Genomic DNA, 23,474 nt, shown 5'->3' on the forward strand with positions numbered 1-23,474 from the left:
ATCACTCCGGGGTTTCATCGGCCGTCGGCGCGAGCGCCTGCTCCCTGCGCTTTCCGAGCTTGTCCTCCGCCCGGCGCCGCGCGTAATGCGTCTGGATCATCGAGAGCTGCCCCTCGGCGGTCGTGAGGTAAAGGTCGGCCCGCTCGTCGACCTTGCCTTCCTTGGCCTCGGCCTCGGCCGTGACGATCCACGTCTCGGCCCGCTGCAAATCGAGGCGGACCTCGTTCGCGAGCGGATCGGCCTTCACCTTCTCGAAGGCGCCCCGGACGCGGAGGATCCGCTCGTTCACCTCGAGCGCCGTGGCCGGATAAGGCCCGTAATTGCGACCGCAGCCGGACAGCGCAGCCATGGAGAGGCCGAAGAGGGCGGCGAGGACGATGGCTCGGGAGCGACGAACGAGCGAATGCATGGGCGTCCGAGGCCTCCGGTCAGAAGATGGCCGCCTGGAGACGCAGGCGGAACGTGTGGGCGAACTGGTTCGGCACGACCGCGGCGGCGTCGCGCCGGAGCACGGCCGTGTACACCACGGAGGCGAACCGCGAGAGGCGCAGGCTCGCAATGTTGTCCCATCGATAAATGGGCCTGTACGTCGCGCCGAGGAACTCGCCAAACTGATCCGAGTCCACGAACAGATCGAGGCGGCTCTTCACGGAGAGCACCTTGAACAACGTGAACCCGACGAGCCCCGACGCCTCCGCGCCGTAATCGAAGGCGTCCGGGAGCGCGATCAGATCGAGGTTCGCGCCCGAGCGCGCCTGGACGTACCGCCCGCCGCCGTAAAACGATTGCCGCATCGCGGCGCCGGCCCGGACGCCCAGCGTGATGCCGAGGAAATCGACGCGTGTCCCGAAGCCCGCGCCCTCCTGGAGGAACAGGGGAAACCCACCGGAGAACGTCTCGAGCTCGTCGCTCGCGAGATAATCGCCCTGCTTCACCACCTTTCCCTGCGCGTCGCGCGTCGTCGCCCGGTACGGCGCTTCGTCGCGATACGTGGTGTTGAAGACGGTCGCATACCCCATCGCGTGGGCATAAGGGCCGAGGATGCCCACGACGCGATAATTGTAGAGCAGCTCCGCGCTCACCTCGTCGACGACCTTGCGGAGCGGGAACGCCTGCTCGACGGGCGAGGTCAAGGAGAGGACCATCTCGTCGATGCCGACGTTGAGCTGGGCGAGGTGACGGCCGGAGTCGTAGGCGCCCTCGAAGCTCGTGAAACCGCCCGCCATGAAGACGTCGCCGTTGTACGTGGAGAACTGGTTCATCCGCTGGGCGAACGACACGTCGCCGCCGATGACCCATTGCACGCGCCACGGGCTCGGCTCGTAGTCGGCCTCGGGGCGCCCGAACTCGGTCCGTACGATCTTGCCGTCCTCGACGACGACGCGGTAGTCGATGAGCTCGCCGCCGCCGACCTGAATGGCGATCGAATTCACGCTCGCGTTCGGGTTCGTGCCGAGCGCGAAGAGATACCGCCCCGGCGGCAGGATCAGCGCCTCCGGCTTCGCCGCCTTGTCGACCGAGGTCGCCACGGGGCCATACACGCGGGCCCCGTCCGCGGACGCGACCACGAACTTGTCCTCGATCGGCGCCTTTCGATCGTCGACGAGGCTCACGCGGAGCACACCGAAATTTTGCGCCGCCGTGACGGTCATTCCTTTGACCACCGTCACGTCGCTCGAAGCCCGGAGCGCCTCGGGCCCCGAGCCTACGAGCACGCGATATTGGCCCGGCGGCACGGGGATCCGCTCGCCGATGTATCCCCGCGCGACCGTCTCCCCCTCGTACTGCACGAGCACGCTCGCGCCCGGCAGCCTCCCCGCGGGGCTCGGCACGAATACGGCGCCGTACCCGGTGGGCAGGGGCGTGATATCCATGTCGAGCTGATCCTGAACGGACATTCCGGATGTGCGCTTCGTCGGCGCGGCCGGTGTCGTCTGGGCGAGCGCGGGCGCGACAAAGAGCGCCCCGACGATCGAGAGGGCCACGGCGCCGGGGAGGTGATGGAATGCGCGGCCGTTTCGCGAAAAGGGAAGGAGTTGGTTCACGGCGTGGCCATTCCTCCTGGCGGCGTGTGCGTGGGCACGCGGGGGCGGTCTTTGGGCATCGTACGATCGAAGCGCGGGAAATGTCCAGGAACGGATCGGATCGGACCTGGACACCTCGCACAACGGGAGCGAAAAATTCCTGCGCGGTCTCCAGCACCGGGGTGGTTATCGCGGCATCGGATGGCGGCGTCCGATGATTCCCGGGAGTACATGCATGAGACCTGCCCTCGTTTTCTCCACGGCGGTGTCCGCCATGGTCTATGTGTCGAGCGCCTCGGCGCTCGACATCACGCCGATCGGCGATGCCAGCACGCTCGCGAGCGCGATCCAGAGCACCGGGAGCGCGATCACCGTCACGTCCGCAAGCTATAGCGGCGCGGAGAGTGCGGCGGGGACTTACACGGCGGGTCCGCTCGGCATTCCGGACGGTGCCCTCCTCACGTCGGGCGGCGCCGTGCTCGCGCTTCCCCCGAACGACAGCGGGGCCACGACCCAGGTCAACAACCTCCCTGGCGATCCGCTCTGCGACGCGCTGATCCCGGGCTTCACGAGCTTCGACGCGGCCAAGCTCACGATCACGTTCGACCTCGCAGCGGGCTTCGACGGCATTTCGTTCCAATCGATCTTCGGCTCCGAGGAGTTCCCGGAGTTCGTCGGTTCGAGCTTCAATGACGTGTACGGCGTGTACCTCAACGGCGTACAGATTGCCTTCGACGAAAACGGGAACCCCATCACGATCAACGGCCCGTTCTTCTCGTCCGTGGACGTCGTCACCGATACCGAGACCGAATACGACGGTTCGACGAAGCTCCTGACGACCCAAGCCCCGCTCGCCGGAGGCTCCACGGGCAACGTGCTCGAGATCGTCATCTGCGACGGGGGGGATTTCGTCCTCGATAGCGGCGTCTTCATCGCCGGCCTGAACGGCTGCGTCGGGGACAACTGCAGCGGCACGGTGCCCTGTGAGCTCGTCGACAACGACGGCGACGGCGCAAACTCTTGCGACGATTGTGACGACACGGACCCCACTGTGCATCCGGGCGCCGCCGAGACATGCAATGAGGTCGACGACGACTGCGACAGCGAGGTCGACGAGGGCGGCGTCTGCTGTCCGGACGCGGACGCCGACGGCGCCTGCGACGGGTACGACAACTGCCTCGGTGTCGCGAATGCCGATCAATACGACACAGACGGCGACGGCCACGGCGATGCCTGCGACCCGTGCATGTACGATTCCGAAAACGACAGCGACGGCGACGGGATATGCGGGGACGTCGACCAGTGCGAATACACCGAGCCGGAAACGGCCCCGACGGTGAAGCTCGGCGTGAACCGCTTCGCCGACACGGACGGGGACGGGGTCTTCGATACGGTATTGCCGAAGGGCGTCGGCCCGCAGAGGACCTATACGCTCGAGGATACGGGCGGCTGTAGCTGCACGCAGATCATCGAGGCGCTCGGCGTCGGCGATGGGCACATGAAATTCGGCTGTAGCATCAGCGTCATGGATACGTGGGTGAGCCTCGTGCACCCGTGAATCCACGCATCGTGCGCCCGTGGGGCGGCCCTCCGCCGCTCCCACGGGCCGCACGGGTGGACGTCACGCGTCCGCGGGCGGGAGGGGCTCTGCGGCCCCGCCGTCTTCGCTCACGGTCATGGCGGCGTCGGCCTCCGCGAGCGCCGGGAAGATGACGTCCTGGGTCACGCGATCCCGCGGGAACGCGGCGCGGACCTGGCCCATGATCCGGTCGACGGTATCGTGGTGCGCTTCGCGAAGCGCGACCTCGAGCTTGAATGCCTCGTCATGCGCCGAGAGCGCCGCCAGATGCACGGCGACGGCCGCCTCGAAGCTCACGAGTGCGGCTTTCAGCTTCGGCAGCCACGCCCCCCGGTACGCCTCGATGCCCGAGGCCTTCGAATTCTCCAGCCGCTCGACGAGCTCCCGCAGCGGCTTCACTTGCCGCTTCCCGACGGGGGCGAGGACGGGCTTCGAGCCTTTCGGAAAGACGCTCGCGCAGATCCGCCCGCGCCTGCCGCCGTCCTCCATTTCGGCCGCGCGGAGGGCGAGCCGAATGATGCGCTCGACGCTGTACTCGCCAAAGCGGAGCGCGGCGCGCGTCCGGACGACGGAGACATGGAGGACGCGTCGCTTGTCGTGCTGGGCCGCGAGGGCGTCGTTGACGGTCTGGATATCGGCGGCGGCGGCGGCCATCTCGGGAAACGAGGAGAGGCCGGCGGCGAGCTCGACGCCATACTCGAAACGAACGGTCGACGAGGCATTGCTGCGATACTTGCGCATGAGGTCATCCCTGGGCCCGAGGCCCGGTCTGGTTGGTTCCGGAATCCCTGCCGCGCCCCTCGCGTCGGCGGGTCCCCGTTGAACGGAGACGGGAACTTTCCATTCGGGTCAGAGCAGGAGTTCAACGTTCGGAGCGACGCGCGAGGGTCGGCGCGGGGCGAGGGGCGCGCGCCGCCGTGACGCGAAGCCGTCGGCGTCGCGTCGAGGGCCGAGCGTCCGCGCGACGTGACAAGGTCGCCACGAGGCGAGGGCCGCGCGCCGCCGTGACGCGAGACCGTCGGCGTCGTGAGGAGGCGCCCACGTCGACGTGACGTGACGGGGTCGACGCGGGGCGAGGGCCGCGCGCCGCCGTGACGTGCCGCGGTTCGAAGCGGATCGAGGGGCGCGCGTCACCGTGACGCGAGGGGGTCAGCCCGCGGCGAGGGAGAAGGACACGATTCTACGGGAGGCCCGGGAGCGAAGGCGCCCCTTTACGCCCGCTTCCGCCGCCGCAACAGCCCTTCCTGCGCGGTGGACGCGACGAGGCGGCCATCCCGCGCAAAGACGCTGCCCCGCACGAGCCCACGCGCGCCCGACGCCGACGGGCTGTGGACCACGTGCAAGAGCCAATCATCCATCCGGAAGGGCCGGTGAAACCACATCACGTGATCGATGCTCGCGACCTGCATCGAAAAATCGAGCCACGTGACGCCGTGGGGGCGCAGCGCGGTCGTGACGAAGGAATAGTCCGACGCATACGCGAGCAAGTACCGGTGCAGCGCCGGATCGTCGGGGAGGGGCCCGGCCGCGCGTATCCAGACGGCCTCGTGGGGCTCTTTCTTTTCCGGATGAAAGGGGTCGATCGGGCTCACGTGGCGAATCTCGATCGGCTGCTCGGCGGCGGCGCGGGTGCGGAAGGGCTCGGGGATCTTATGCGCCAGGCGGGCCCAGCGCTCGCGCTCGCTGAAAAGCCCGTCCGGGCCCGGGACGTTCTCCATGGCATCCGCGTGCTCCAGGCCTTCTTCCTCGATCTGGAACGAGGCGGACATGTTGAAGATGGGCTGACCATTCTGGATGGCCACCACGCGGCGGGTCGTGAAGCTTTGCCCGTCGCGGATGCGGTCGACGTCGTAGACGATGGGCTTGCGCGCATCGCCGGGGCGCAGGAAATACGCGTGGAGGGAATGGACCTGGCGCTCGGCGGGCACGGTCTGCGCGGCGGCAGAGAGCGCCTGGCCGAGCACCTGACCGCCAAAGACCTGACCCCAGCCAAGGTCCTGGCTCTGGCCCCGAAAAAGGTTGGTCTCGATCCTCTCCAGCGAGAGCAGCTCGATCAGCTCGGACAGCACGCGGCTCATGGTGCTGCGCGTCATAGTGGACGCACGGCCCGGCCGGCAAGAGGTCAATTGCGTGACGGAATGGCGCTCACCTCACAAACAGCTTCATGCTCCCGATCCGGTCCACGTAGATCGCGACGTCCTCGCCCATCGCCCACTGGACCCGCAAGAACGGCCACGCATACGCCCGGATCACGTGACGCACCACGGTCGCCCCGGCGCCGATCGCCGTGAGGCCCGCGAGCGCCTTGTCGATCGCGTCGCCGAAATCGTGGCCGTGGAAGTCGGGCCGGACCAGGCGCTCGCCGCCGCGATACGCCGAGCCGGCGACGCGGCCCGTGAGGTCGTGGCAACGCAGCTCCTCGGGCAGCTCCTTCTGGAACTGGATGTCCTGCTCCATGCGGCTCTCCAGCCCGAAGAGCGTCGGCACCGCCGTGATGTGCGTGGGCATGTAGGCCTCGCTCAAGAAGGCCGGCGCGTCCGTGTAATAGCGGAGCCGCACCCGGTTCGATTTCGCCGTGCCGCCGCACGTCGGGCACGGGATGAAGCCATTGGCGCACGAGCAGGGCGAAAAAAGGAGCATGCCCTTGCCGCCGCAGACGCGGCAGTGCCGCTTGCCCGGCGTCGCCGCGCACCCCGTGCACGGGCCACCGCCGAGGTCCGCGTCGATCCGCACATGGTGATGCACCTCGAGGTCGTCCGGCAGCGAGGGCTCGCCGCGCTCGAGCGTCGCGAGCGCGCCCTCCACCTCCTCCGCCCAGCTCGTGCGCCGGATCAGCGCCGCGTGAACGACGAGCATCGCGAGCCGCTCCACCGAGACCGGCTCTCCGGCCGGGAGCGGCAGACGCGCACGCGCGGTGTCGAGTGTCGGGAAATACGATGCCAGCGATGACATGACCCCGGAGGAGGCCAGCCTTGTCGCGCGCCGTCAAGGGAAGAGCCTTCCGTGGCCCCGCGGCTCTGTTACGATGCGCGGCGAAAGGGCGTTTCGGGTGTGATGATGGCAACGTTCGGGCTCGGCAAGATCGTCCTCTACGCGGCGGACCCCGAAGCCGTGAGCGCCTTTTATGCGCGCGCCGCGGGGCTCTCGTTCGATCGGGTGGAGGGGACCCGGCGCTACGAGTCGATGAGCACGGGCGGGACCGCGCTCGTCATCGACCTCGCGCTCGAACCGCTCTCGCGAGGCCGCAGGGAGTGCGCGCTGTCCTTGCGCGTGCCGAACCTCGACGCCGTCGCGGCCGGCCTGCGCGAGGACGGCATCGACGTGGGCCCGATCCTCGAAAGGCCCTCGGGGCTTTTCGCCTCGCTGAAGGATCCGGACGGGCGCGATGTCGAGCTCTGGGAGCCCCGCGCCAAACCCGTGAGCGTCGCGCCGCCGCCGCTCGTCGACAAATCCGCGCTCGACGCGCGAGCCTTATCCTCGGACAAACCAAGCGTCGCCCCCGAACCCCCGAGCATGCTGGAGCTGCCGCGCATCGCGCCGCCGCCGCTCCCGCCCCCGCCGGTGCCGCTGCCGGCCAATGTGCCGGCCCTCGTCGACAGACCCGCCGACGTGGAGCCACCCGCGATCGTGGACAACCCCGCGGCCGTCGAGCCGCCCGCGATCGTGGACAAGCCGCCGGTGCGGCTCGAGATGCATTCGGCGCTCGACCTCGAAAAGGAGGCGAAGGCCGCCGTCGAGGGGGCGACGAAGGCCGAGGGCGAGGGCGAAGGCGCCGCGACCGAAAAGCGCGGGACCGAGCCGCCTCCGCCTCCGCCGATGATGGGCGCGCCGGGGCCGGTGGTCACGGCGGCGCGGCCGGCGAAGGTCTCGGTGCAAGGCGGCACGAAGATCTCGCTCTACGGCGCGAACTTCGCCGAGGGCTGCCGCGTGCTCGTCGACGGCGACGATTGTACGAAGCCGAAACGAATCGACGATTTCACGCTGGAGATCGAGGCGCCGCCCCACGCGCCCGGGTCGGCCGAGATCGTGATCGAGAACCCGGACGAGCAGCGCTCCGTCATCCAGATCGTCTACGACGAGGGCCCCTCGATCGAGCGCTTCTCCCCGCTCGAAGGCTCGCCGCGCGGCGGCACCGAGGTCGTGGTCGAGGGCCGCAATTTCGAGGACGGCTGCCGCGTCACGTTCTTCGGAAACCGCGCGCCCGAGGTCATCTTCGAGGGCCCCTCGCGCATCCGCTTCGTGACGCCGCCGCAGGAGCAGCTCTTCCACGGCGAGCTGCGCGTGACGAACCCCGACGGCCTCTCCGCGCTCGCGGCGGACCTCTTCACGTATCGGCTCGCGACGCCGCACGCGCGCGAGGTCTCGCCTGCGTCGGGCCTCGTCGGCGGCTCGAAGCGCATCACCGTCACCGGCGTCGACTTCCATCCGCAATGCGTGGCGCGCCTCGGTGGAAGGCAGGCCGCCGTCACGTTCCGCAGCGCCGAATCGCTCGAGCTCGTGACGCCGCGCGCAAACGAGCCGGGGCCCGTGGACCTCGAAATCGAGAATCCCGACGGGCAAATCACGAAGCTCGAAGGCGTATTCACGTACGAGGCCGAGCCCACGCCGCCGCTGCTCGTCGAGGTGCGACCCGACCGAGGCTATTGCGCGGGCGGGCAGACGATCCGGCTCGTCGGGGACAATTTCGAGGCGGATACGGTGGTGCGCATCGGCGAGGTGCGGGCCATTTCCCGGACCGGCTCGCGGCACGAGATCGAGGTGGAGCTGCCGCAACGGCCGCAGCCGGGCCTCGTCGCGATCGAGCTCGTCGACAGGTTCGGCGTCGTCGTGCGCCGGGAGGACGCATTCACGTACGAATCGCGCCCGGCGCCGCGCGTCGACGGCGTCACGCCGCGCAATGGTCCCATGGTCGGCGGCACGCGGATCGTCCTCGAAGGCGATTTCTTCGATGAGCACGTGTTCGTGCGGATCGGCGGGCAAGCGCCGAAGCGCGCGGTCGTCCGCTCGGCCACGACGATCGAAATCGTGGCCCCGCCGTCGCGCGCGTCGGGGTTCGTCGACATCGAGGTCGGCCGCGGCGACGCGGGCACGACGGTCGTGAAGAACGCATTCCGGTACGACCCCTCGCCCGCCCCCGCGATCGACTCCGTCGCGCCGAACAAAGGCTCGGTCGAGGGCGGCACCGAGGTCAGCATCGAAGGCAAGAACTTCGTCGCCGAGGCGGCCGTGCTCTTCGGCGGCAAGCCTGCACAACGCGTCAAATTCGTCTCGGCCTCGACGCTCGAGGTCAAGACGCCGCCGGGCAAGAATGGCGAGATGGTCGACGTCGTCGTGCGCAATCCGGACGGCAAAGAGGCCATCACGAAGCGCGCGTTCCTGTACGACGCGCGTTACCGTTCCTGACGTCTCGGCCGCGCATGCGTCATCCGTGAGGCGCCTCAGGGCGCCTTCGTGATCGCCCACTCCTTCACGATCGCGATCTTGTCCGCCGGCAGCTTCTTTTCGTAGTTCGGCGGAGGCATCGACCGCTCCTCGGCCACGCGCTTGATGACGCGGTCGACGAGGCCGAGCGTGATGTCGTAGTTCTCGAAATCGATCTTCGGCGCGCCGCGCGTCCCCGACGCGTGGCAATCGGCGCAATACTCGCGCATGATCGGCTTGACGTCCGTGAGGAACGAGAGCGGCGTGCCGAGCGCGAGCTTGCGCGTCGCCTTCCCCTCGCCCGCCCACACGTCGCCGATCTTGTCGACGGCGAGCGCGCGCGGCGCCTCCGCCGGCCCGAGCGTCGCCACGACCTCCGGCACCTCGCCCGCGCGCACGCGCAGGACCCAGTCGCCGGCGAGGGCATAAAGCCGCTGCTTGCTCGCGTCGAGCGCGAATGCATCGATTCCCACCGCGGGCCCGCCCTCGGCGGCGAGCGGATACAGCGAATACTCGCCGCTCGGCGAGCGCTCGACGAGGCCCGCGTCGGAGGCGAAATACACGAGCGAGCCGTCCTCGCACGCGAGGCTCCCGCACGCCATCGCCCGGACGAACCCCACGTCGAAGACGAGCGGATATGCCTTGCCGCTTGCCTTGTCGATTTCGTACACGCGCTCGCCGTAGGCGAGATACACGCGCTCTTTCTGCGCGAGGACGGCCGTGGGCGCGCCCGCCTCGCCCTCGACGGTCCACGCCACGAGCGCGCCGCCGCCGAGCTCGTAGGCGCCTTTTTCGCCGCGAATCGCGAGGTGCGTCTCGGCCGCCCCGTCGCCGTCGTCGTCTGCCACGCGCGCGCGCATCGCCTGAATGCCGAGCGGCGCGAGGTCCGCGGCGCCGAGCGAGCGCTGGAGCACGCCGCCCGGCGTGAAGAACACGCCGGCCTCGGCCGCGACGAGCACGCCATTTTCATACCCGACCATCGCGCGGACGGCGCCGGTCTCGCTCGGCACATCGGGCGCGTCGCCGACGATCGGCAGGAGCGTCGGGCCCGCCGCCGCGAGCTCGTAAACGCCCGTCGTCGTGCCCACGGTGACGAGCGCGCCCTGGCTGCCCATCGCGGTCGCATATCCCTCGATCGTGAACGTGGCGCTCTCGGGCTCTGCGCTCGGCGTCGAGGGCGCGCCGTGCACGACGGCGAGCTCGGGGGGGCCGTCGGTCCCTCCGCCGCTCGGGCCGGCATTCGTGGGAGGGGCCTCGCTGCACGCCGCCGTTGTGATCACGGCGAGCATCGCGACAAGACGCGCGGAGAGCTCGCGCGGCATTCTTCGACGGGACTGTAGATGGGGGGAGTCGAGCACGGCCAGGCAGGATAACAAATTTCGTCCGTGGTCCCAAGAGATGGTTGACGAAGGGTTATGGCTCGGCTCCACTGGACCCTGGCCCGCTGCGCCCGCGGTGCCCCCCCTTTCGCCCCCGAGTTGTATCATGAAGAGCAAACGACGCTGGCAAGCGCTCTGCTTCGCCCTCCTCGTGGCCGCGCCTTCCGTGGCGCTCGCCGACGAGGGTGAGCAATGTTTTTTGCACCGGGAGCTACCCGTCGAACGGCAGCTCCGTCGCCTCTCGATCGATCTACGCGGCAACGTGCCCGACGTCGCGGAGTACGACGCGGTCGCGGGGCTCTCCGAGCTGCCCGACGCGCTCCTCGACGAATACCTCGCGAGCGACGCGTTTCGCGTGCAGATGCGTCGTTATCACGAGAGCCTGCTCTGGACGAACCCGAACATCGCCCTCGCGGACGTGACGTTTTCGCTGAACACCGTCAGCTACGACGGCAGCCCCGTTTATTTCGTCCCCGGGCAGGGCAAATCCGCGCTCTACCGCGGCGGCGACGGCACGCACACCTGCCAGAACAAGGCCCAGGACACCCTCGGTTACGATCCCGTGACGGGATTGCCAAATACTGAAGTCATGGGCACCGACGGCGTGGGCACGTGGTCCGCCGAGGGCTGGGTCGAGGTGCACCCGTACTGGGAGGCCGACCCGGCGAAAAAGGTGAAGGTCTGCGCGTTCGACGCCCAGACGACGGAGACGTACACCCTGCCGGCCGGGGATCCGGACGCGGGGACGTATTCGTGTGATCACCTGATGGCCACGAACAAGGCGAAGACCTGCGGCTGCGGCCCGGAGCTCAGCTATTGCATGCCGGTCGGGATCGTGCAGCCCCTCGTGCTGTCGGCGCTGCGCGAGCAGGTGCTCCGGCTCGTCGACGAGCACACGGACGGGACGCAGCCGTACTCGGGGCTGCTCACGACGAAGCGCGCGCATTACAATGGACCGCTCTCGTTTTATCTTCGCCATCATGCGCAGCGGCAAACGCTCTCGCGCACCCAGAACGAGCACCAGCCCGCGGACGGCCCGCTGCCCGACCTCGCGTTCACGGACGTCGATACCTGGGTCGCGGTGGAGCGCGAGGCGCCGCATGCCGGCCTCATCACCCTGCCCGCGTTCCTCCTCCGCTTCCAGACGAACCGCGGCCGGGCGAATCGCTACCGGATCGCGTTCCTCGGGCAATACTTCCAGCCGCCGAGCACGAAGGACACGAGCTGCGAGAAGGAAGGCGATGACCTCACGCGCCGCTGCGTCTGCCGGAGCTGCCACGTGACGCTCGAGCCGATCGCCGCGTATTTCGGTCAATTCACGGAGGCAGGCAGCATGTCCCTGCGTGATTTCGCTCGCGAATACCCGACCCGCAAGGCCTGCGCGAAAGGCATCGGGCCGCAGAGCACGGCCTGGTGCGACCGCCATTACGTGTCGGTCCCGGACGAGATGGACCCCGATCTCCGGCCCTACACGCTGAAGGCGCTTCAATACGCCGACGACGAGCACCCGGAGATCGGGCCGCATTTCGAGGCGGGCCCGGCCGAGCTCGTGAAGGCCGACCTCGAGAGCGGCCGGTTCCACGAGGTGGCCACCGAGCACCTCTTCTCGTTCCTCATGAAACGCGAGCCGAACCTCGATCCGACGACCACCGATTACGAGGGCGACGCGCTCGCGAAGATCGCCGCCGATTTCCGCGTGCACGACGACGTTCGTCAGGCGGTCCGGGACCTCGTCCAGCTGCCCGCCTACCGGAGGATGCCATGAGCGCTCGTCGCCTCACGTACCTCTGCGCGCTCGCCGCGCTCACCGCGGCCGCGTGCACGAAAGAAGCGCCGTCCGCGACCGAACCCCCGGACCCCTGGGAAGCGCCCACGGTCGGGGCGAATGGCGAGACCGAAAATGCGCCCACGGACCTCGGCGGCGGCGCCCTCCCCGGCCCCTCGCGCGGGGTGCGGCGCCTGCGCATCGATACGCTCCAGGCCGCGATGAGCAAGGTCGCCGGCAATGACGTGTACGGCGCTCCGATCCTCTGGCGCGTCAATGGCAGGGACGGGTTCAGCGACCTCGCATTCGGCAAGGCGCTCGGCCGGCCCGATTACCAGACCTCGACCGAGGAGAGCACGGTCTCGAACGCGCTCTACCTCAAGTTCGTCGGGGACGCGGCGCGCGACATCTGCATGCAGATGGCGAAGAACGACATGAAGCGCACGGACGCCTCGCGCGCGCTCTTCCCGAAGGCGCCCGTGGACGGGACCGCGACGGATGCGCAGGTGACGGAGAACCTGCAATACGTCGTGCTCCGCTTCCTCGGGCTGCGCGTCGCGGCGGACGATTCGATGGTCACGAACCTGCGCGCCGTCTACGACGCGGGCGTGGCGAGCGTCGCGTCGCCGAACGGCGGCGAGATCACGGCAGCGGCCGAGGGATGGCGGGGCGTGTGCGTCACGCTCTTCGAGTCTCCCCTTTTCCACAACGATTGAGGAGGAACACGCCATGAGCCACAAAGGCCAGATTTCACGACGCACGCTCCTCGGCGCGCTCGGCGCCGCGAGCGGCGCGCTCCTCCTCGACGGTCTGCTCGGCCTGCGCCACGCGCGCGCAGACAACGTCGATCCGGACAGCGCCCCGCTCCTCGTGATGTGCGAGTTCTCGGGCGGCTGGGATACGCTGTATTGCCTCGACCCGCGCAACCACCACGAGTACGGCGAGCCCGCGGGCGGCATTTACACGGGCTTCGACATGGTGACCGACGGGCCCACGAAAAAGGTCATCGAGGACGATACGGGCGGCACGGGCCTCGTGAAGCCCGTGGGCTCGAGCGTCGCCTACGGGCCCACAATGGCGAAGCTCGCGACCACGCATTACAAGGATCTTTGCGTCGTGCGTGGCATGAGCATGGGCACGCTGACGCACGAGGTCGGGCGGCGGTATTTCCTCACGGGAAAGTTCCCGCGGGGCCTCGCCGCGAGCGGCAGCTCCCTGGAGACGTGGTGGGCGGCGGCCTCGGGCCTGCTCGAACACCACGAGATCCCGAACCTCGTCGCGGGCGGCGCGGAGACGTACAACGAGGGGCTCTCGCCGCTCGCGAGCGGGCTCTCGGTGCCGAGCTACAACGAAATGCTTCAAGTGCTCCGGCCGCTCAATGCGTCGCTCTCGCTCGACGGCAAGGTGGAGCAGGCCGCCTCGAAGTTCCACCACGACGAATATTGCCTGCACCAGCAGCTCGACGCCCGGGGCGGGCAGGTCTCGACGCACCTCTCGGCGTGGCGCTCGGCGCAGACGCTCGCGAATGGCGGGCTCTGGAAGCATTTCGATTTCAAGCCGAACCCGCCCGCCACGAGCCAGCTCGCGAAGCTCTACGAGACGTTCGGCGTGAACCCGGCGAACCCGGGGGCGACGCTCGCGGGCCAGCCGAAGGGCCAGGCCGCGCTCGCGGCGCAGGCGCTCGTGAATGGCATCTCGCAGGTCGTGCTCCTCCGGCTCGTCAACGTGACCGACGCCCATTTCGACGACGATTGGCCCTCGAATCACCCGGCGCGGCAGCGGGCGGGCTTCGACGCGGTGAGTGATCTCATCACGTACCTGAAGAACACGCTCGACAACAACGGCAAGCCCTACTGGGACCGGACGACGCTGCTCTGCTTCTCGGAGTTCGCGCGCACGCCCCGGATCAACCCGCAAGGCGGCCGCGATCACCACCTCGCGTCGTCGTGCCTCGTCGCGGGCAAGGGCATCCGGGGCAACATGGCGATCGGCGCGACGAAGGACACGAACTACGACGTGCGCCCGATCAACCTCGACACGGGCGCGCCCGACGACGAGATGGGCATGATCGTGAAACCGTCGGACGTGCACGCGACCATCCTCACGGCCGCGGGTTTGCCCTACGATCACATCTCGAATCAGGATCCGAAGCTCATCAAGGCGATGCTGAAGAATCCCTGAGGGCGGCGAGGAGGGGCCTCGCGCGGGCGGCGTGCCCGGGCGAGGCCCCTTTTCCTTTCAGATGGGATCGAGCACGGGCGTCGGCGTCGACAGAAACGGCAGGCCGCTGCCGAGCTGCCCGTAATACGCCGCGCCCCAGCAGGAGAGCACGCCGTCCTGCGCGATGCCGCAGGTGTGCTCGTTGCCGAGCGAGAGCGTCTTCCACGGGCCGAGGCTCGGCACCTTCTGCGGCGCGTTGAAGCTCGTCAGGTTGCCGAGCGCGAGCTGGCCGAACGAGCCAACGCCCCAGCAAAAAAGGTCGCCACTTTTCTTCGTCGCACAGGTGGACAAGCCCTGGCCGAGGAAAGGCCGCGCCCAGTCGGTCGCATTGCCGACCTGCGTGGGCGTCGTAATCGGCGTGATGGCATTGCCGAGGCCGAGCTCGCCATTGTTGTTGCGGCCCCAGCACCAGAGGGTGCCGTCGAGGCGCACGCCGCAGGTGTGATTCGCGCCCGCGTCGATCGCCGCGTACGTCCCCGGGACGGCCTTCGGCACGTTCACGGGCGAGACCGTGTCGCCCTGCCCGAGGTGGCCGAGGTTGTTCAGGCCCCAGCAAAAGACGTTTCCTCCTTCGCGGAGGCCGCAGGTGAAGTCGCCGCTGGCCACGACGTCGAGCCAATCGGCGGGCTCGGCCTGGGCGATCCATTTCGGATCGGGGCGGGTCGTCGTCGAGGCGTCGCCGAGCTGGCCGCTCGCATTACGACCCCAGCACCAGAGGGTCTTGTCCTGACGTACGGCGCAGGTGTGGTTGTACCCCGCCGCGATCTCGATCCAGGGGGAATCGTTGCCGACGGTGGCATTGACGGCGGTGGGCACGGTCTGGGCCGTCACGGTGGGCCCATTGCCGAGCTCGCCGTTTCCGTCGAGGCCCCAGCAATACGGGACGTCCGGGCCGCCGCCCTCGCTCGCGATGCCGCAGGTATGCGTGCGGCCGAGCGCGATCCGCTTCCAGACCTTGCCCGCGCCGATCTCCACGGGCGCGACGCGCGTCCGCGTCGTGCCGTCGCCGAGGTGGCCGTAGACGTTGCGGCCCCAGCAGAAGAGCTTTCCGCCGGTGCGAATGGCGCAACCATTGTCGAGCTGCGTGTCGACCCGCTCCCAGTCCGTATCGGCGGAGACGGGCGTGACCTCGGTCCGGTCGGCGGAAAAGCCTACCCCGAGGGCCCCGCGGCTCGCCGAGCCCCAGCAGAGCAGATCACCGGTTTGCCGGACGCCGCAGGCGAAACGCAGGCCGCTCGAAATCGAGACCCAGTCGGTGATGTCGGGGATGGGCAAGGGGGTCAGGGCCGGCCCCTCGTTGCCCGGCTGGCCGGTTTGTCCGACGCTGCCGTCGCCCCAGCAATGGAGCTCGCCGCTCTTCTTCTGGCCGCAGCCGGCGAGATCGCCGACGTCGAGGTTCGAGGACCAATCCGTGGCCATGTCGGCGGCTTTGGGCGTGAGGACGGTCGCGACGAGGCCATCGCCGACCTGCCCGAGGGAGTTCGCGCCCCAGCAATGGCGCGTCCCGTCGGTCTTCGTGGCGCAGGTGAACGCGTTGCCCGCCGACACGCTCGCCCAGTCGGTGGCGACCGTGAACTCCTGCGTGGGCACGAGCCGCTGCGCGACGTTCGTGCCGTCGCCGAGCTGGCGGGCATTGTTGAAGCCCCAGCAATGGAGCGAGCCGTTCGATTTGACGCCGCAGGTGAACTCCGTCCCCGCCGAGACCAAAGACCAGGGGCCCGCGTCGACGAGCACGGGCGAGAGCGCGTTGTTCGTGGTGTTGTCGCCGATCTGGCCGCGGTTGTTCTGGCCCCAGCAATAAAGCGCGCCGCCCGCGCGAATGCCGCAGGCGTGGGTCGAGCCGGCGCTGAGGAACATCCAGTCGTCGTAGCCGCCTGCGCCAATGGCGGGCGTGGATTGCGCGACGCCGAGGCCGTCGCCGATCTGGCCGACGTTCCCCGAGCCGAAGCACGAGATGCGCTTGTTCTCGTCGAGCGCGCAGGTGAACGTGGCGCCCGCGCTCACGGAGACCCAGTTCGCCGCGCCAGACGCGGGCACGGGGCGCAGGAAGACCTGGTCCGACGTGCCGGTGCCGACCTGCCCGCTCGTGTTGAGGCCCCAGCAATGCAGGGTCTTGTCGCTGCGGATCGCGCAGGCGTGGTATTGACCCGCGGACACGGACGAATACTTCGCGTCGCAGGTCTTGCCGTCCCCGGAGAAACCCGCGGGGCAGGCGCACGAGAACGCGCCCGGCGTGTTCGTGCACGTCGCGTTCGTGTCGCAGTCGTGGAGGAGCGTCGTGCATTCGTCGACGTCCGCGCACGTCTTGCCGTCGCCCTCGTACCCGGGCTTGCAGGTGCAGGTGAAAAACCCCGGGGTGTCGACGCATTCGGCGTCGGGCGCGCAATCGTCGAGGCCGAGCGCGCATTCGTCGACGGCGAACGGATCGCCGCCCGCGCCGCCGCTGCCGCCCATTCCGCCGCTGCCGCCTGCGCCGCCGCTACCGCCGCCGCTGCCGCCTGTGCCTCCGTTTCCGCCCCCGCACGCGGCGGCGGCGAGCGACACGAGGACGAACCACGCCCGAGCCCTTGCGCCTCGCAACATCGAAACCGATCTCCTTCAGCTCAACTCAATAGGACGCCGCAATGGGAACGGGCGCGAACGCGAGCCCGTCGCCGCGCGCATTTTGACCGATTTCCCCCGACCCCCAGCACGCGAGGTTGCCCGCCTGCGTGACGCCGCAGCCGTGGCTGAATCCGAGGGTCGCCGCGACGAACGCCCCGGCGAGCGCGGTCGGCACCTTGCGCTGCCCCGTGTCCCCGAGCCCGAGCTGGCCGACGTTGTTCGCGCCCCAGCATTGCAATCCACCGGAGGCCTTGCCCGCGCACGTCGACGCGTTGCCCGCGACGACGAAGGACCAGTCCGTGGCCGCGCCGATCTTCACGGGGGACGGCCGATCGACCGCCGTGTTGTCCCCGATCTGGTTGTTCGCGTTCCGGCCCCAGCACCACAGCGCGCCGTCCTTCTTGAGCGCGCACGTATGGTTGACACCGGCCGCGACGGGCCCCTTCCAGTCGTCGCCCAGCGAATAGGGCGCGGTCTTGCCGGCCGCCGGCATTCCATTGCCGATCTGCCCCTCGACGTTCCGGCCCCAGCACCAGAGCGAGCCCGTGGCCCGGGTCGCGCAGGTGTGGAATTGACCGGCCGCCACGCTCACCCAATCCGTGGGCGGCGCCTCGCCGGTGACGAGCTCGACCTGGATGAGGTTGCCGAGGGCCGGGTTTTTCATGCCAACTTGCCCCTCGTTGCTGCGGCCCCAGCACCAGAGCGAGCCGTTCGTGGCGATGGCGCAGTTGTGCTCCTCGCCCGCGGCGATCTCCTTCCACAGGAGCGTCTCGTAGGGCTTGGCCGTCTTCAGGATCTCGGCAAACGACGTCGCCGGGGTGTTCGTCCCCCGGCCGAGCTGGCCCTGCGCGTTGCGGCCCGAGCACGCGAGCTTGCCCGTGGCCGTGATGATGCACGTGTGCTGGCGGCCGAGGGCGGCCTTCGCGACGGCCTCGAAATCGAGCTTGTCCGGCGCGGCGCGGGTCTTGTTGTCGCCGAAGCCGAGCTGCCCGCTCTCGTTGTTGCCCCAGCACCGAAGCTCGCCCGCTCCATTCACGGCGCAACCCGATTCGCCGTACGCGGCGACGCTCGAAAAGGTCGTGTCCGCGCCGATGTTGGCGATCGCGGGCCAGAGGCTCATCGCGCCGTCGCCGAGCTGGCCGAAGAGGCGCGATCCCCAGGTGAGCACGCGGCCGTCCGAGGTGACGCCGCCGCTGTGCACGACGCCGACGGCGAAATCGAGCCATTTCGTCCCCGGCGCGACGTCGATCGGCGCGGTCACCCAGCCCGGCGCGTCGCCCGAGATCTGCGCGGCGTGGTTGCGGCCCCAGCAATGCAGGGCGCTCTGATCGTCGAGCGCGCAGATGTGCCAGGCATTGACGCGCACCCGCTTCCAGACCTTGCCCGCGCCGATGGCCACCGGCGTCGCGTTCGCCGCGCCGAGCGGCGTGCCGAGCTGGCCCTCGTTCCCGCGGCCCCAGCAATAAAGCCGGCCGTCCTTCTTCACGGCGCACGTGGTGAACCCGATCGAGGCGGCCTGCCAGTCCGCGTCCGCCGCCATGGGCGCCGTCTCCACGAGGAAAGGCGCGTTCACGGAGCCGCCGCCGGCCTTCGCGACCTGGAGCTCGTTGTTTTGCCCCCAGCAATAAAGCCGCCCGTCCTGCTTCGTCGCGCACGTCGTATCGCGGCCGGCAAAGACCTCCTTCCAGTCCTTGTCCGGCGTCGCGGCGAGCGGGTCGACGCTCACGGGCGAGAGGTCGAGCTTGTTGTCGAGATTGCCGATCCCGAGCTGCCCCGCCTGGTTGCGACCGAAGCAGAAGAGCCCGCCGTCGCTCTCCACGGCGCAGCTATGGTTGTCGCCCGCGGCGACGCTCGAAAACGTGCGTTCGAGGGAGAGGTACTGCGGGAGCGTCTGGTTGTCGGTATACCCGAGCCCGAGCTGGCCGAGGTTGTTCGTGCCCCAGCACCAGAGCGTGCCGGTCTTCTTGATTCCGCACGTATGGGCCGAGCCCGCGACGACACGAATCCAGTTGTCCGCCGCGCCGGCCTGCACGGGCGCGGATTGGTTCGCGCCGAGGCCATTGCCGAGCCGGCCGCCTCCGCCGGCGCCGAAGCAGAAAATCGAGTTGTCCATGCGGCGCGCGCAGGTGTGATACGCCGCCGCGGTGATCTCGACGAACCGCTCCTCGCAGCCGGTCTTCGGATCTCCCACGGTGCCCGGAGGGCAGGCGCACGTGAACGAGCCGATCGTATTCGCGCAGGCGGCGGTCGGATGGCAATCGTCGAGCTGCTCGATGCACTCGTCGAGGTCCACGCAATCGCCGCTGTCGTTCACGTAGCCGTCGTCGCAGACGCACGCGCCGCTCGCGTCGCAGCTCGCATGGTCGCCGCAGGGCCCGCAGGCCGCGCCGCCTTGCCCGCCGGCGCCACCCGCGCCGCCCATCGACGACGACGATGCGCCGCCCGCGCCGCCCGCGCCGGTGCCGGAAGCGCCCGGAGGCGCGCCTTCCCCGCCCCCGCCGGAGCATCCGGCGAGGACGATCGTTGTCCACAGGAAAGGAAAGAAAGCGCGCGCTCTTCGATGCATCTCGGGTATTTTCCGATGCTACGAAGCAAGCCGGACGACTGTCAACCCTCGATTCCGTGAAGTCTCACTTCACGATGGTCGCGCAGCCGACGAGGACGTCGATCTCGGCCTTCGTGTCCTTCGCGACCTGCGAGCACGTCGAGTCACAGAAGATGATCTGCTTCGGCGCCGCGGGCACGTCGTAGTACCAGGCGAGCCCCGCCGCGGGGCAATCGGCCTTCGATTTCACCTGCGGGATGATCACCGAGATCCCCGACTCCGGCGTGTATTCGACGTTGATCCTGTCGTAATCGATGTCCTCGCCCGGCGGCGGCTGCGGGATGAGGTACGAGCACGAGAGCGCAGCGCCGCGGATCTCGTTCATTGCCTGGAGAAACTTCTCCGTCGCGTCCGGGGCCACGCTCACGATGAACGCCGACCCGGTCCCGCCGGCCGCGGCGATGCCGTCGAGGTTGGCCGCGAGATCCCCGACGCCGATGACGAAGGTCCGGATGCTGGGGACGCTGGCGAACGCGCTCGCCGCGACGGCCTTGACGCCGTCCACGCTGCTGCCGCATCCCTCGGGGTTCCCATCGGTCGCCAGCACGACGATGGACGTGTGCGTCGGGTTCGTGAGGGCCCATTGCCTCGTGTAATCGACGGCGCCCTGGAGCGCGGGCTCGGTCGGGGTGCCGCCGCCCGGGGAATGGGCGTTCATCGAGTTGATGAGCGTCGTGCCGACCGCCGGCAGCGGGGCGATCGGGACGTCGGGTTTGGCGTAATCGGCAGCGACGCACGAATCGCCGCCGAAGCCGCTGCAAATGGCGAAGGGGAAGCCGGGGGCGGCAGGCATGCACGGTCCACACAAGGCAGGACCACAATCGGCGTCCGACGCGCAGAACGTGGCCGTGCACGTGACGCCGCTCGACAGCGGGAAATACTGAATGCCGACGCCGATCCCCGCGGCGGCGGGCTGCTCGACGAACGCCTTGAGTGCGGCCTTCGTCTGGCTCCACTTCGAATTGTCGCTCATCGAGCCGGACTGGTCGAACATGATGTACATGTCGAGCGGCACCTGCTCGGCCTTGTTTTTCGTGGCCGCGCAGCTATCGCCGCCGCCCTGGCCGGCATTGCCGTTCCCGCCGGAGCCGACCAGGATGAAGCCGCCGCCGTCGCCGCCTTGGCCCCCGGGGTTGCCCGCGCCGGAGCCATTCTCACTGCTCGAATCACCGAATTCGGTGTCGCCACCCGTCGCCGAGCAAGCCGCAATCCACGCGCCGGACAGCGCCGCCGCGCAAACGACCCTCGAAACACCCGAAGAAATCCATCCGTTTCGCATGCCTTTGCCCTCCGAGGCGCGGATCGGAGCAGCCGGGCGGGCGTCACGTCAAGCCCGGTGAGCGGGGCGATGTCACAAAAACGACGCGGCTCGAACACACGTCCGTCAATGTCGTCGAAAATGTCCGCGGCGAGCACCTTTGCCGCGCCGAGCGAGAGCAACGCACTGCACCATCGGCGAGACGCGACGCACCGCCGGCGAGGCGCGACGCACCGCCGGCGAGGCGCGTGGAAGACTTGGCCCTCGACCCGCGAGGGCAGTACGTCGCTCCGATCATGGTGAACCTCGTCCCCGGCCCGGCGAGCGAACGCGCGCAGAAGGGCCCGCCGCCGGCCTGTCACAGCCGCCCGCTCCAGAAAGCAGCCGCCCCCGGCCTTTCCAGGTTTACCCGCGAGGCAACGCAATCCCGGAATCGAAGCCTCGATATCAGCACTTTCCAGGTTCCTCGCGCGACGTCCACCCACCCTCCGCCCGCTCGCCTCGAATGGCGTGCCCGTTGCCCCACGGCGACCGGCGAGGCGATGATGGGTACACACAGCACGTCCACGGGCAGGAGCGGACGAAGGAGCCTGGTCGGGAATACCCTCGTCACGGTGGGCGCGCTGTCGAGCGCGTTCGGGGCGGTCGGTTGGCTCTCCGCCCTGCGTTCTCCTTCGATCCTGACGATCGTGCTCGGGTTTGTCCTGTATGGCCTGCTCCCGCTCGTGGTGGGCGTCGCCTTCGTGTGGCGCGGGCTCGGCATGATCGAGGAGGCGGAGGCGGCGCGGCGCGTGGACGCGGTGGGCCGCGCGGCGCTGCTCGAAGCCCTGCGCGGCGGCGGCGCGACGGCCCGCGAGGTCGCGACCAAGCTCAGCCTGCCGAGCGCGCGTGACGCCGAGCGCGCGCTCGACGGCCTCGTGCGCGACGACCTCGCGAAGCTCGACGTCACGGACGACGGCGAGCTCGTCTACCGCCGCGACCCGGAGACGCTCCTGCTCCAGGACCGCGACGTGAACTGACCCTTCAATCGAGGACGCGCCGCAGCGTCCGCTCGTCGAGCTCGCCCTCGGCCGCTTCCTCGAGCGCGAGCTTCATCGCGTCGTCCGCGCAGGCATCCGCGGCCAGGCCAATGCGCACACGCGCGTCGGGGTGCTTGGCGATCCCGAGCGCCATGGCCGCCCCGATCCGCTGCCCCGGCGGCAAGTCCGGATCGTCGACCACGGCGATGAGCTCCTCGTACGTCACGGCGGATTTTCGGTATCCCGTGTGGAGCAGGAGGGACTGGAGTTTGTCCTTCCATTCCGTGAACGACTTGCCCGCCGGATCGAGCTCCGCCCCGACCGGCGGCCCCCCCGCGCCGTTCGACCCGAGCGCAATCGCCAGTCGAAGCCGGCCGGCCACCGCCATGATGAAGCTCGGGTCGCCCGTCGCGGCCTCGATGCGCCGGCTCGGCTTGCCGGCCTCGCCCACTTCGAGGAAGAGCGCGCGCTGCTTCTCCTCGATCGCGCGTACCAGCGAATGGCGGATCCACCGATCGCCGAAGAGCCCTCCAATACGCAGCCCGTCGCTGCCCACGATGATCTCGCGCGGCCGCGTGAGCCGCACGATGAAGCCCATCAAGAGGAGGACGGACCACGCGAAGGCGAGCGGGGGCCAGCGCGCGGACGGGTATTCCGTGATGAAATAGCCGAACGGAATGCAAAGGAGGAAGCAGACGAAAGGGAGGCTCACGCAACCCGTGAGGAGCGGCCGATACGCCGAGCCGCAGAGGACGGCCACGCGCCGCCGCGACACGTCCACGCCGAGCCTGTCGAGGACGCGATGCGCCGTCATGCCGTCGGGCACCTCGGCCGTGAGCACGGCGCCCCGGCGAAGGTAAAGCTCGACCCTCGGGCGCTTCCCGTCGAGGAGCGTGCCGGGGAGGACGAGACCGCCCTCGATGGCGGCACGCGAGAAATGGTGTTCCTTTCCCGCCTGGACGACCACGAGCCCCTGCGCATCGGCCCGGAGAACGCCCGAGCTCCGCGCCGGCAGCGATAACGAAGTGAGCACGGCGCCGGCGAGCGACACGAACGGCGAGACGACGAGCCCGAGGATGCCGAGGAAGACGCACAGCGCCGAGAGGAGCGCCGACTCGTCGACGCTCGCCGGCCCCACGATCGCCAGGATCGTCACGATGAGCCCGGGGATGCCGACGAAGCCGCCGAATCCCGCGCGCATGAGCCACCCGCCAAACCGGGGGCGGCGGTGTTCGATGGAGGGGCTCGCGACGACGAGGGGCTCTGCGCTCATGGGAGGAGGAGGGCGGAGCCTATCATAACGACATCCGCGGACGAATTGTGTACATTGCCTCCATGGCTGACTTCGGACGCTCCCTTTCGCGGTCGTGGCGCCTCTTCGCCTCGTCCCTCGTCGTGTGTTCGCTCGGGCCTCTGGCGATCGCGAGCTGCAGCTCGGGCGACGCGGTCAACACGTCCACGACCACGGGCGGCACGGCCACGACCGGCGCGGGCGCGTCGGGCGCAGGCGGCGCGGGGAACGGCGGCGCGGGGAACGGCGGCGCCGGGAACGGCGGCGCCGGGGCCTCGGGCGGGACGGGCGGCGCCGGCGGGACGGGCA

General features: G+C 69.3%; 17 protein-coding genes. 7 read left to right on the top strand and 10 right to left on the bottom strand.

Going from position 1 to position 23,474, the window contains the following annotated elements; genetic code table 11:
- Position 1: 1 nt before the first annotated feature.
- Together QHF85_RS25345 and QHF85_RS25350 are read right to left on the bottom strand one after the other, a co-directional pair.
- A complete protein-coding gene (locus QHF85_RS25345) occupies positions 2-409 on the bottom strand; it encodes a hypothetical protein (protein ID WP_281329881.1) in 408 nt (135 codons plus the stop codon).
- 19 nt (positions 410-428) lie between these two features.
- Positions 429-2,045 carry a hypothetical protein gene (locus tag QHF85_RS25350; protein WP_281329882.1) on the bottom strand — a complete coding sequence of 539 codons (1,617 nt, stop codon included), beginning with the start codon at positions 2,043-2,045 and terminating at the stop codon, positions 429-431.
- Positions 2,046-2,259: 214 nt separating this feature from the next.
- On the opposite strand from QHF85_RS25350, the gene QHF85_RS25355 reads away from it, so the two are divergent.
- Positions 2,260-3,582: a choice-of-anchor L domain-containing protein gene (locus QHF85_RS25355; RefSeq protein ID WP_281329883.1), complete on the top strand. Its 1,323-nt coding sequence runs from the start codon at positions 2,260-2,262 to the stop codon at positions 3,580-3,582.
- A 63-nt stretch (positions 3,583-3,645) separates the two neighbouring features.
- Here QHF85_RS25355 and QHF85_RS25360 read toward each other — a convergent pair whose 3' ends face one another.
- The 3 genes from QHF85_RS25360 to QHF85_RS25370 all read right to left on the bottom strand — a co-directional run bounded on the left by QHF85_RS25360 (position 3,646) and on the right by QHF85_RS25370 (position 6,555).
- Positions 3,646-4,344: a hypothetical protein gene (locus QHF85_RS25360; RefSeq protein WP_281329884.1), complete on the bottom strand. Its 699-nt coding sequence runs from the start codon at positions 4,342-4,344 to the stop codon at positions 3,646-3,648.
- Positions 4,345-4,814: 470 nt separating this feature from the next.
- Complete coding sequence (tesB, locus tag QHF85_RS25365) at positions 4,815-5,681, bottom strand: acyl-CoA thioesterase II (protein WP_281329885.1); 867 nt, start codon at positions 5,679-5,681, stop codon at positions 4,815-4,817.
- A 67-nt stretch (positions 5,682-5,748) separates the two neighbouring features.
- Positions 5,749-6,555, bottom strand: coding sequence for a hypothetical protein (locus tag QHF85_RS25370; RefSeq protein WP_281329886.1), 807 nt, complete (start codon positions 6,553-6,555; stop codon positions 5,749-5,751).
- A gap of 102 nt (positions 6,556-6,657) precedes the next feature.
- Between QHF85_RS25370 and QHF85_RS25375 the strand changes: the two genes are divergently transcribed.
- A complete protein-coding gene (locus QHF85_RS25375) occupies positions 6,658-9,006 on the top strand; it encodes an IPT/TIG domain-containing protein (RefSeq protein ID WP_281329887.1) in 2,349 nt (782 codons plus the stop codon).
- A 35-nt stretch (positions 9,007-9,041) separates the two neighbouring features.
- Here the strand turns inward: QHF85_RS25375 and QHF85_RS25380 are convergent, their stop codons facing one another.
- Positions 9,042-10,346: a hypothetical protein gene (locus tag QHF85_RS25380; protein WP_281329888.1), complete on the bottom strand. Its 1,305-nt coding sequence runs from the start codon at positions 10,344-10,346 to the stop codon at positions 9,042-9,044.
- Between the two features lie 163 nt (positions 10,347-10,509).
- Between QHF85_RS25380 and QHF85_RS25385 the strand changes: the two genes are divergently transcribed.
- From QHF85_RS25385 to QHF85_RS25395, 3 genes are read left to right on the top strand one after another with little or no spacing between them, the layout of a single operon-like run.
- Positions 10,510-12,168, top strand: a complete 1,659-nt coding sequence (locus tag QHF85_RS25385) for a hypothetical protein (RefSeq protein WP_281329889.1) — start codon at positions 10,510-10,512, stop codon at positions 12,166-12,168.
- Positions 12,165-12,884 (top strand): hypothetical protein, encoded by a 720-nt coding sequence (locus tag QHF85_RS25390; RefSeq protein WP_281329890.1) that lies wholly within the window; start codon positions 12,165-12,167, stop codon positions 12,882-12,884. Before QHF85_RS25385 ends, QHF85_RS25390 begins: the two co-directional genes overlap by 4 nt.
- A gap of 13 nt (positions 12,885-12,897) precedes the next feature.
- The gene (locus QHF85_RS25395) at positions 12,898-14,349 is read left to right on the top strand and encodes a DUF1501 domain-containing protein (RefSeq protein ID WP_281329891.1); all 1,452 of its coding nucleotides are present in this window, start codon (positions 12,898-12,900) and stop codon (positions 14,347-14,349) included.
- A 57-nt stretch (positions 14,350-14,406) separates the two neighbouring features.
- On the opposite strand, the gene QHF85_RS25400 is transcribed toward QHF85_RS25395, so the two are convergent.
- From QHF85_RS25400 to QHF85_RS25410, 3 genes are all read right to left on the bottom strand, one after another.
- Positions 14,407-16,971: an EGF domain-containing protein gene (locus QHF85_RS25400; protein ID WP_281329892.1), complete on the bottom strand. Its 2,565-nt coding sequence runs from the start codon at positions 16,969-16,971 to the stop codon at positions 14,407-14,409.
- Positions 16,972-16,996: 25 nt separating this feature from the next.
- Entirely contained in the window at positions 16,997-19,558 is a 2,562-nt protein-coding gene (locus QHF85_RS25405) for an EGF domain-containing protein (protein ID WP_281329893.1), read from the bottom strand.
- A 64-nt stretch (positions 19,559-19,622) separates the two neighbouring features.
- Positions 19,623-20,876, bottom strand: coding sequence for a vWA domain-containing protein (locus tag QHF85_RS25410; RefSeq protein WP_281329894.1), 1,254 nt, complete (start codon positions 20,874-20,876; stop codon positions 19,623-19,625).
- A 521-nt stretch (positions 20,877-21,397) separates the two neighbouring features.
- Between QHF85_RS25410 and QHF85_RS25415 the strand changes: the two genes are divergently transcribed.
- Positions 21,398-21,874, top strand: a complete 477-nt coding sequence (locus QHF85_RS25415) for a hypothetical protein (RefSeq protein ID WP_281329895.1) — start codon at positions 21,398-21,400, stop codon at positions 21,872-21,874.
- A gap of 4 nt (positions 21,875-21,878) precedes the next feature.
- On the opposite strand, the gene QHF85_RS25420 is transcribed toward QHF85_RS25415, so the two are convergent.
- On the bottom strand, positions 21,879-23,147 hold the full coding sequence (locus QHF85_RS25420) for a hypothetical protein (protein ID WP_281329896.1): 1,269 nt from the start codon (positions 23,145-23,147) through the stop codon (positions 21,879-21,881).
- Between the two features lie 62 nt (positions 23,148-23,209).
- Between QHF85_RS25420 and QHF85_RS25425 the strand changes: the two genes are divergently transcribed.
- A partial coding sequence (locus QHF85_RS25425) for a hypothetical protein (RefSeq protein WP_281329897.1) occupies positions 23,210-23,474 on the top strand: 265 nt, incomplete at its 3' end.

The sequence above is a fragment of the Polyangium sp. 6x1 genome, assembly GCF_029946515.1.
Lineage (GTDB): Bacteria > Myxococcota_A > Polyangia > Polyangiales > Polyangiaceae > Polyangium.

Excerpts from the sequence above, each read along its gene's own strand:
- QHF85_RS25415 (WP_281329895.1), top strand. The coding sequence starts at position 21,398 with ATGATGGGTACACACAGCACGTCCACGGGCAGGAGCGGACGAAGGAGC.
- tesB (WP_281329885.1), bottom strand. The coding sequence starts at position 5,681 with ATGAGCCGCGTGCTGTCCGAGCTGATCGAGCTGCTCTCGCTGGAGAGG.
- QHF85_RS25405 (WP_281329893.1), bottom strand. The coding sequence starts at position 19,558 with ATGCATCGAAGAGCGCGCGCTTTCTTTCCTTTCCTGTGGACAACGATC.
- QHF85_RS25420 (WP_281329896.1), bottom strand. The coding sequence starts at position 23,147 with ATGAGCGCAGAGCCCCTCGTCGTCGCGAGCCCCTCCATCGAACACCGC.
- QHF85_RS25395 (WP_281329891.1), top strand. The coding sequence starts at position 12,898 with ATGAGCCACAAAGGCCAGATTTCACGACGCACGCTCCTCGGCGCGCTC.
- QHF85_RS25345 (WP_281329881.1), bottom strand. The coding sequence starts at position 409 with ATGCATTCGCTCGTTCGTCGCTCCCGAGCCATCGTCCTCGCCGCCCTC.
- QHF85_RS25400 (WP_281329892.1), bottom strand. The coding sequence starts at position 16,971 with ATGTTGCGAGGCGCAAGGGCTCGGGCGTGGTTCGTCCTCGTGTCGCTC.
- QHF85_RS25380 (WP_281329888.1), bottom strand. The coding sequence starts at position 10,346 with ATGCCGCGCGAGCTCTCCGCGCGTCTTGTCGCGATGCTCGCCGTGATC.
- QHF85_RS25360 (WP_281329884.1), bottom strand. The coding sequence starts at position 4,344 with ATGCGCAAGTATCGCAGCAATGCCTCGTCGACCGTTCGTTTCGAGTAT.
- QHF85_RS25375 (WP_281329887.1), top strand. The coding sequence starts at position 6,658 with ATGATGGCAACGTTCGGGCTCGGCAAGATCGTCCTCTACGCGGCGGAC.
- QHF85_RS25410 (WP_281329894.1), bottom strand. The coding sequence starts at position 20,876 with ATGCGAAACGGATGGATTTCTTCGGGTGTTTCGAGGGTCGTTTGCGCG.
- QHF85_RS25355 (WP_281329883.1), top strand. The coding sequence starts at position 2,260 with ATGAGACCTGCCCTCGTTTTCTCCACGGCGGTGTCCGCCATGGTCTAT.
- QHF85_RS25390 (WP_281329890.1), top strand. The coding sequence starts at position 12,165 with ATGAGCGCTCGTCGCCTCACGTACCTCTGCGCGCTCGCCGCGCTCACC.
- QHF85_RS25385 (WP_281329889.1), top strand. The coding sequence starts at position 10,510 with ATGAAGAGCAAACGACGCTGGCAAGCGCTCTGCTTCGCCCTCCTCGTG.
- QHF85_RS25370 (WP_281329886.1), bottom strand. The coding sequence starts at position 6,555 with ATGTCATCGCTGGCATCGTATTTCCCGACACTCGACACCGCGCGTGCG.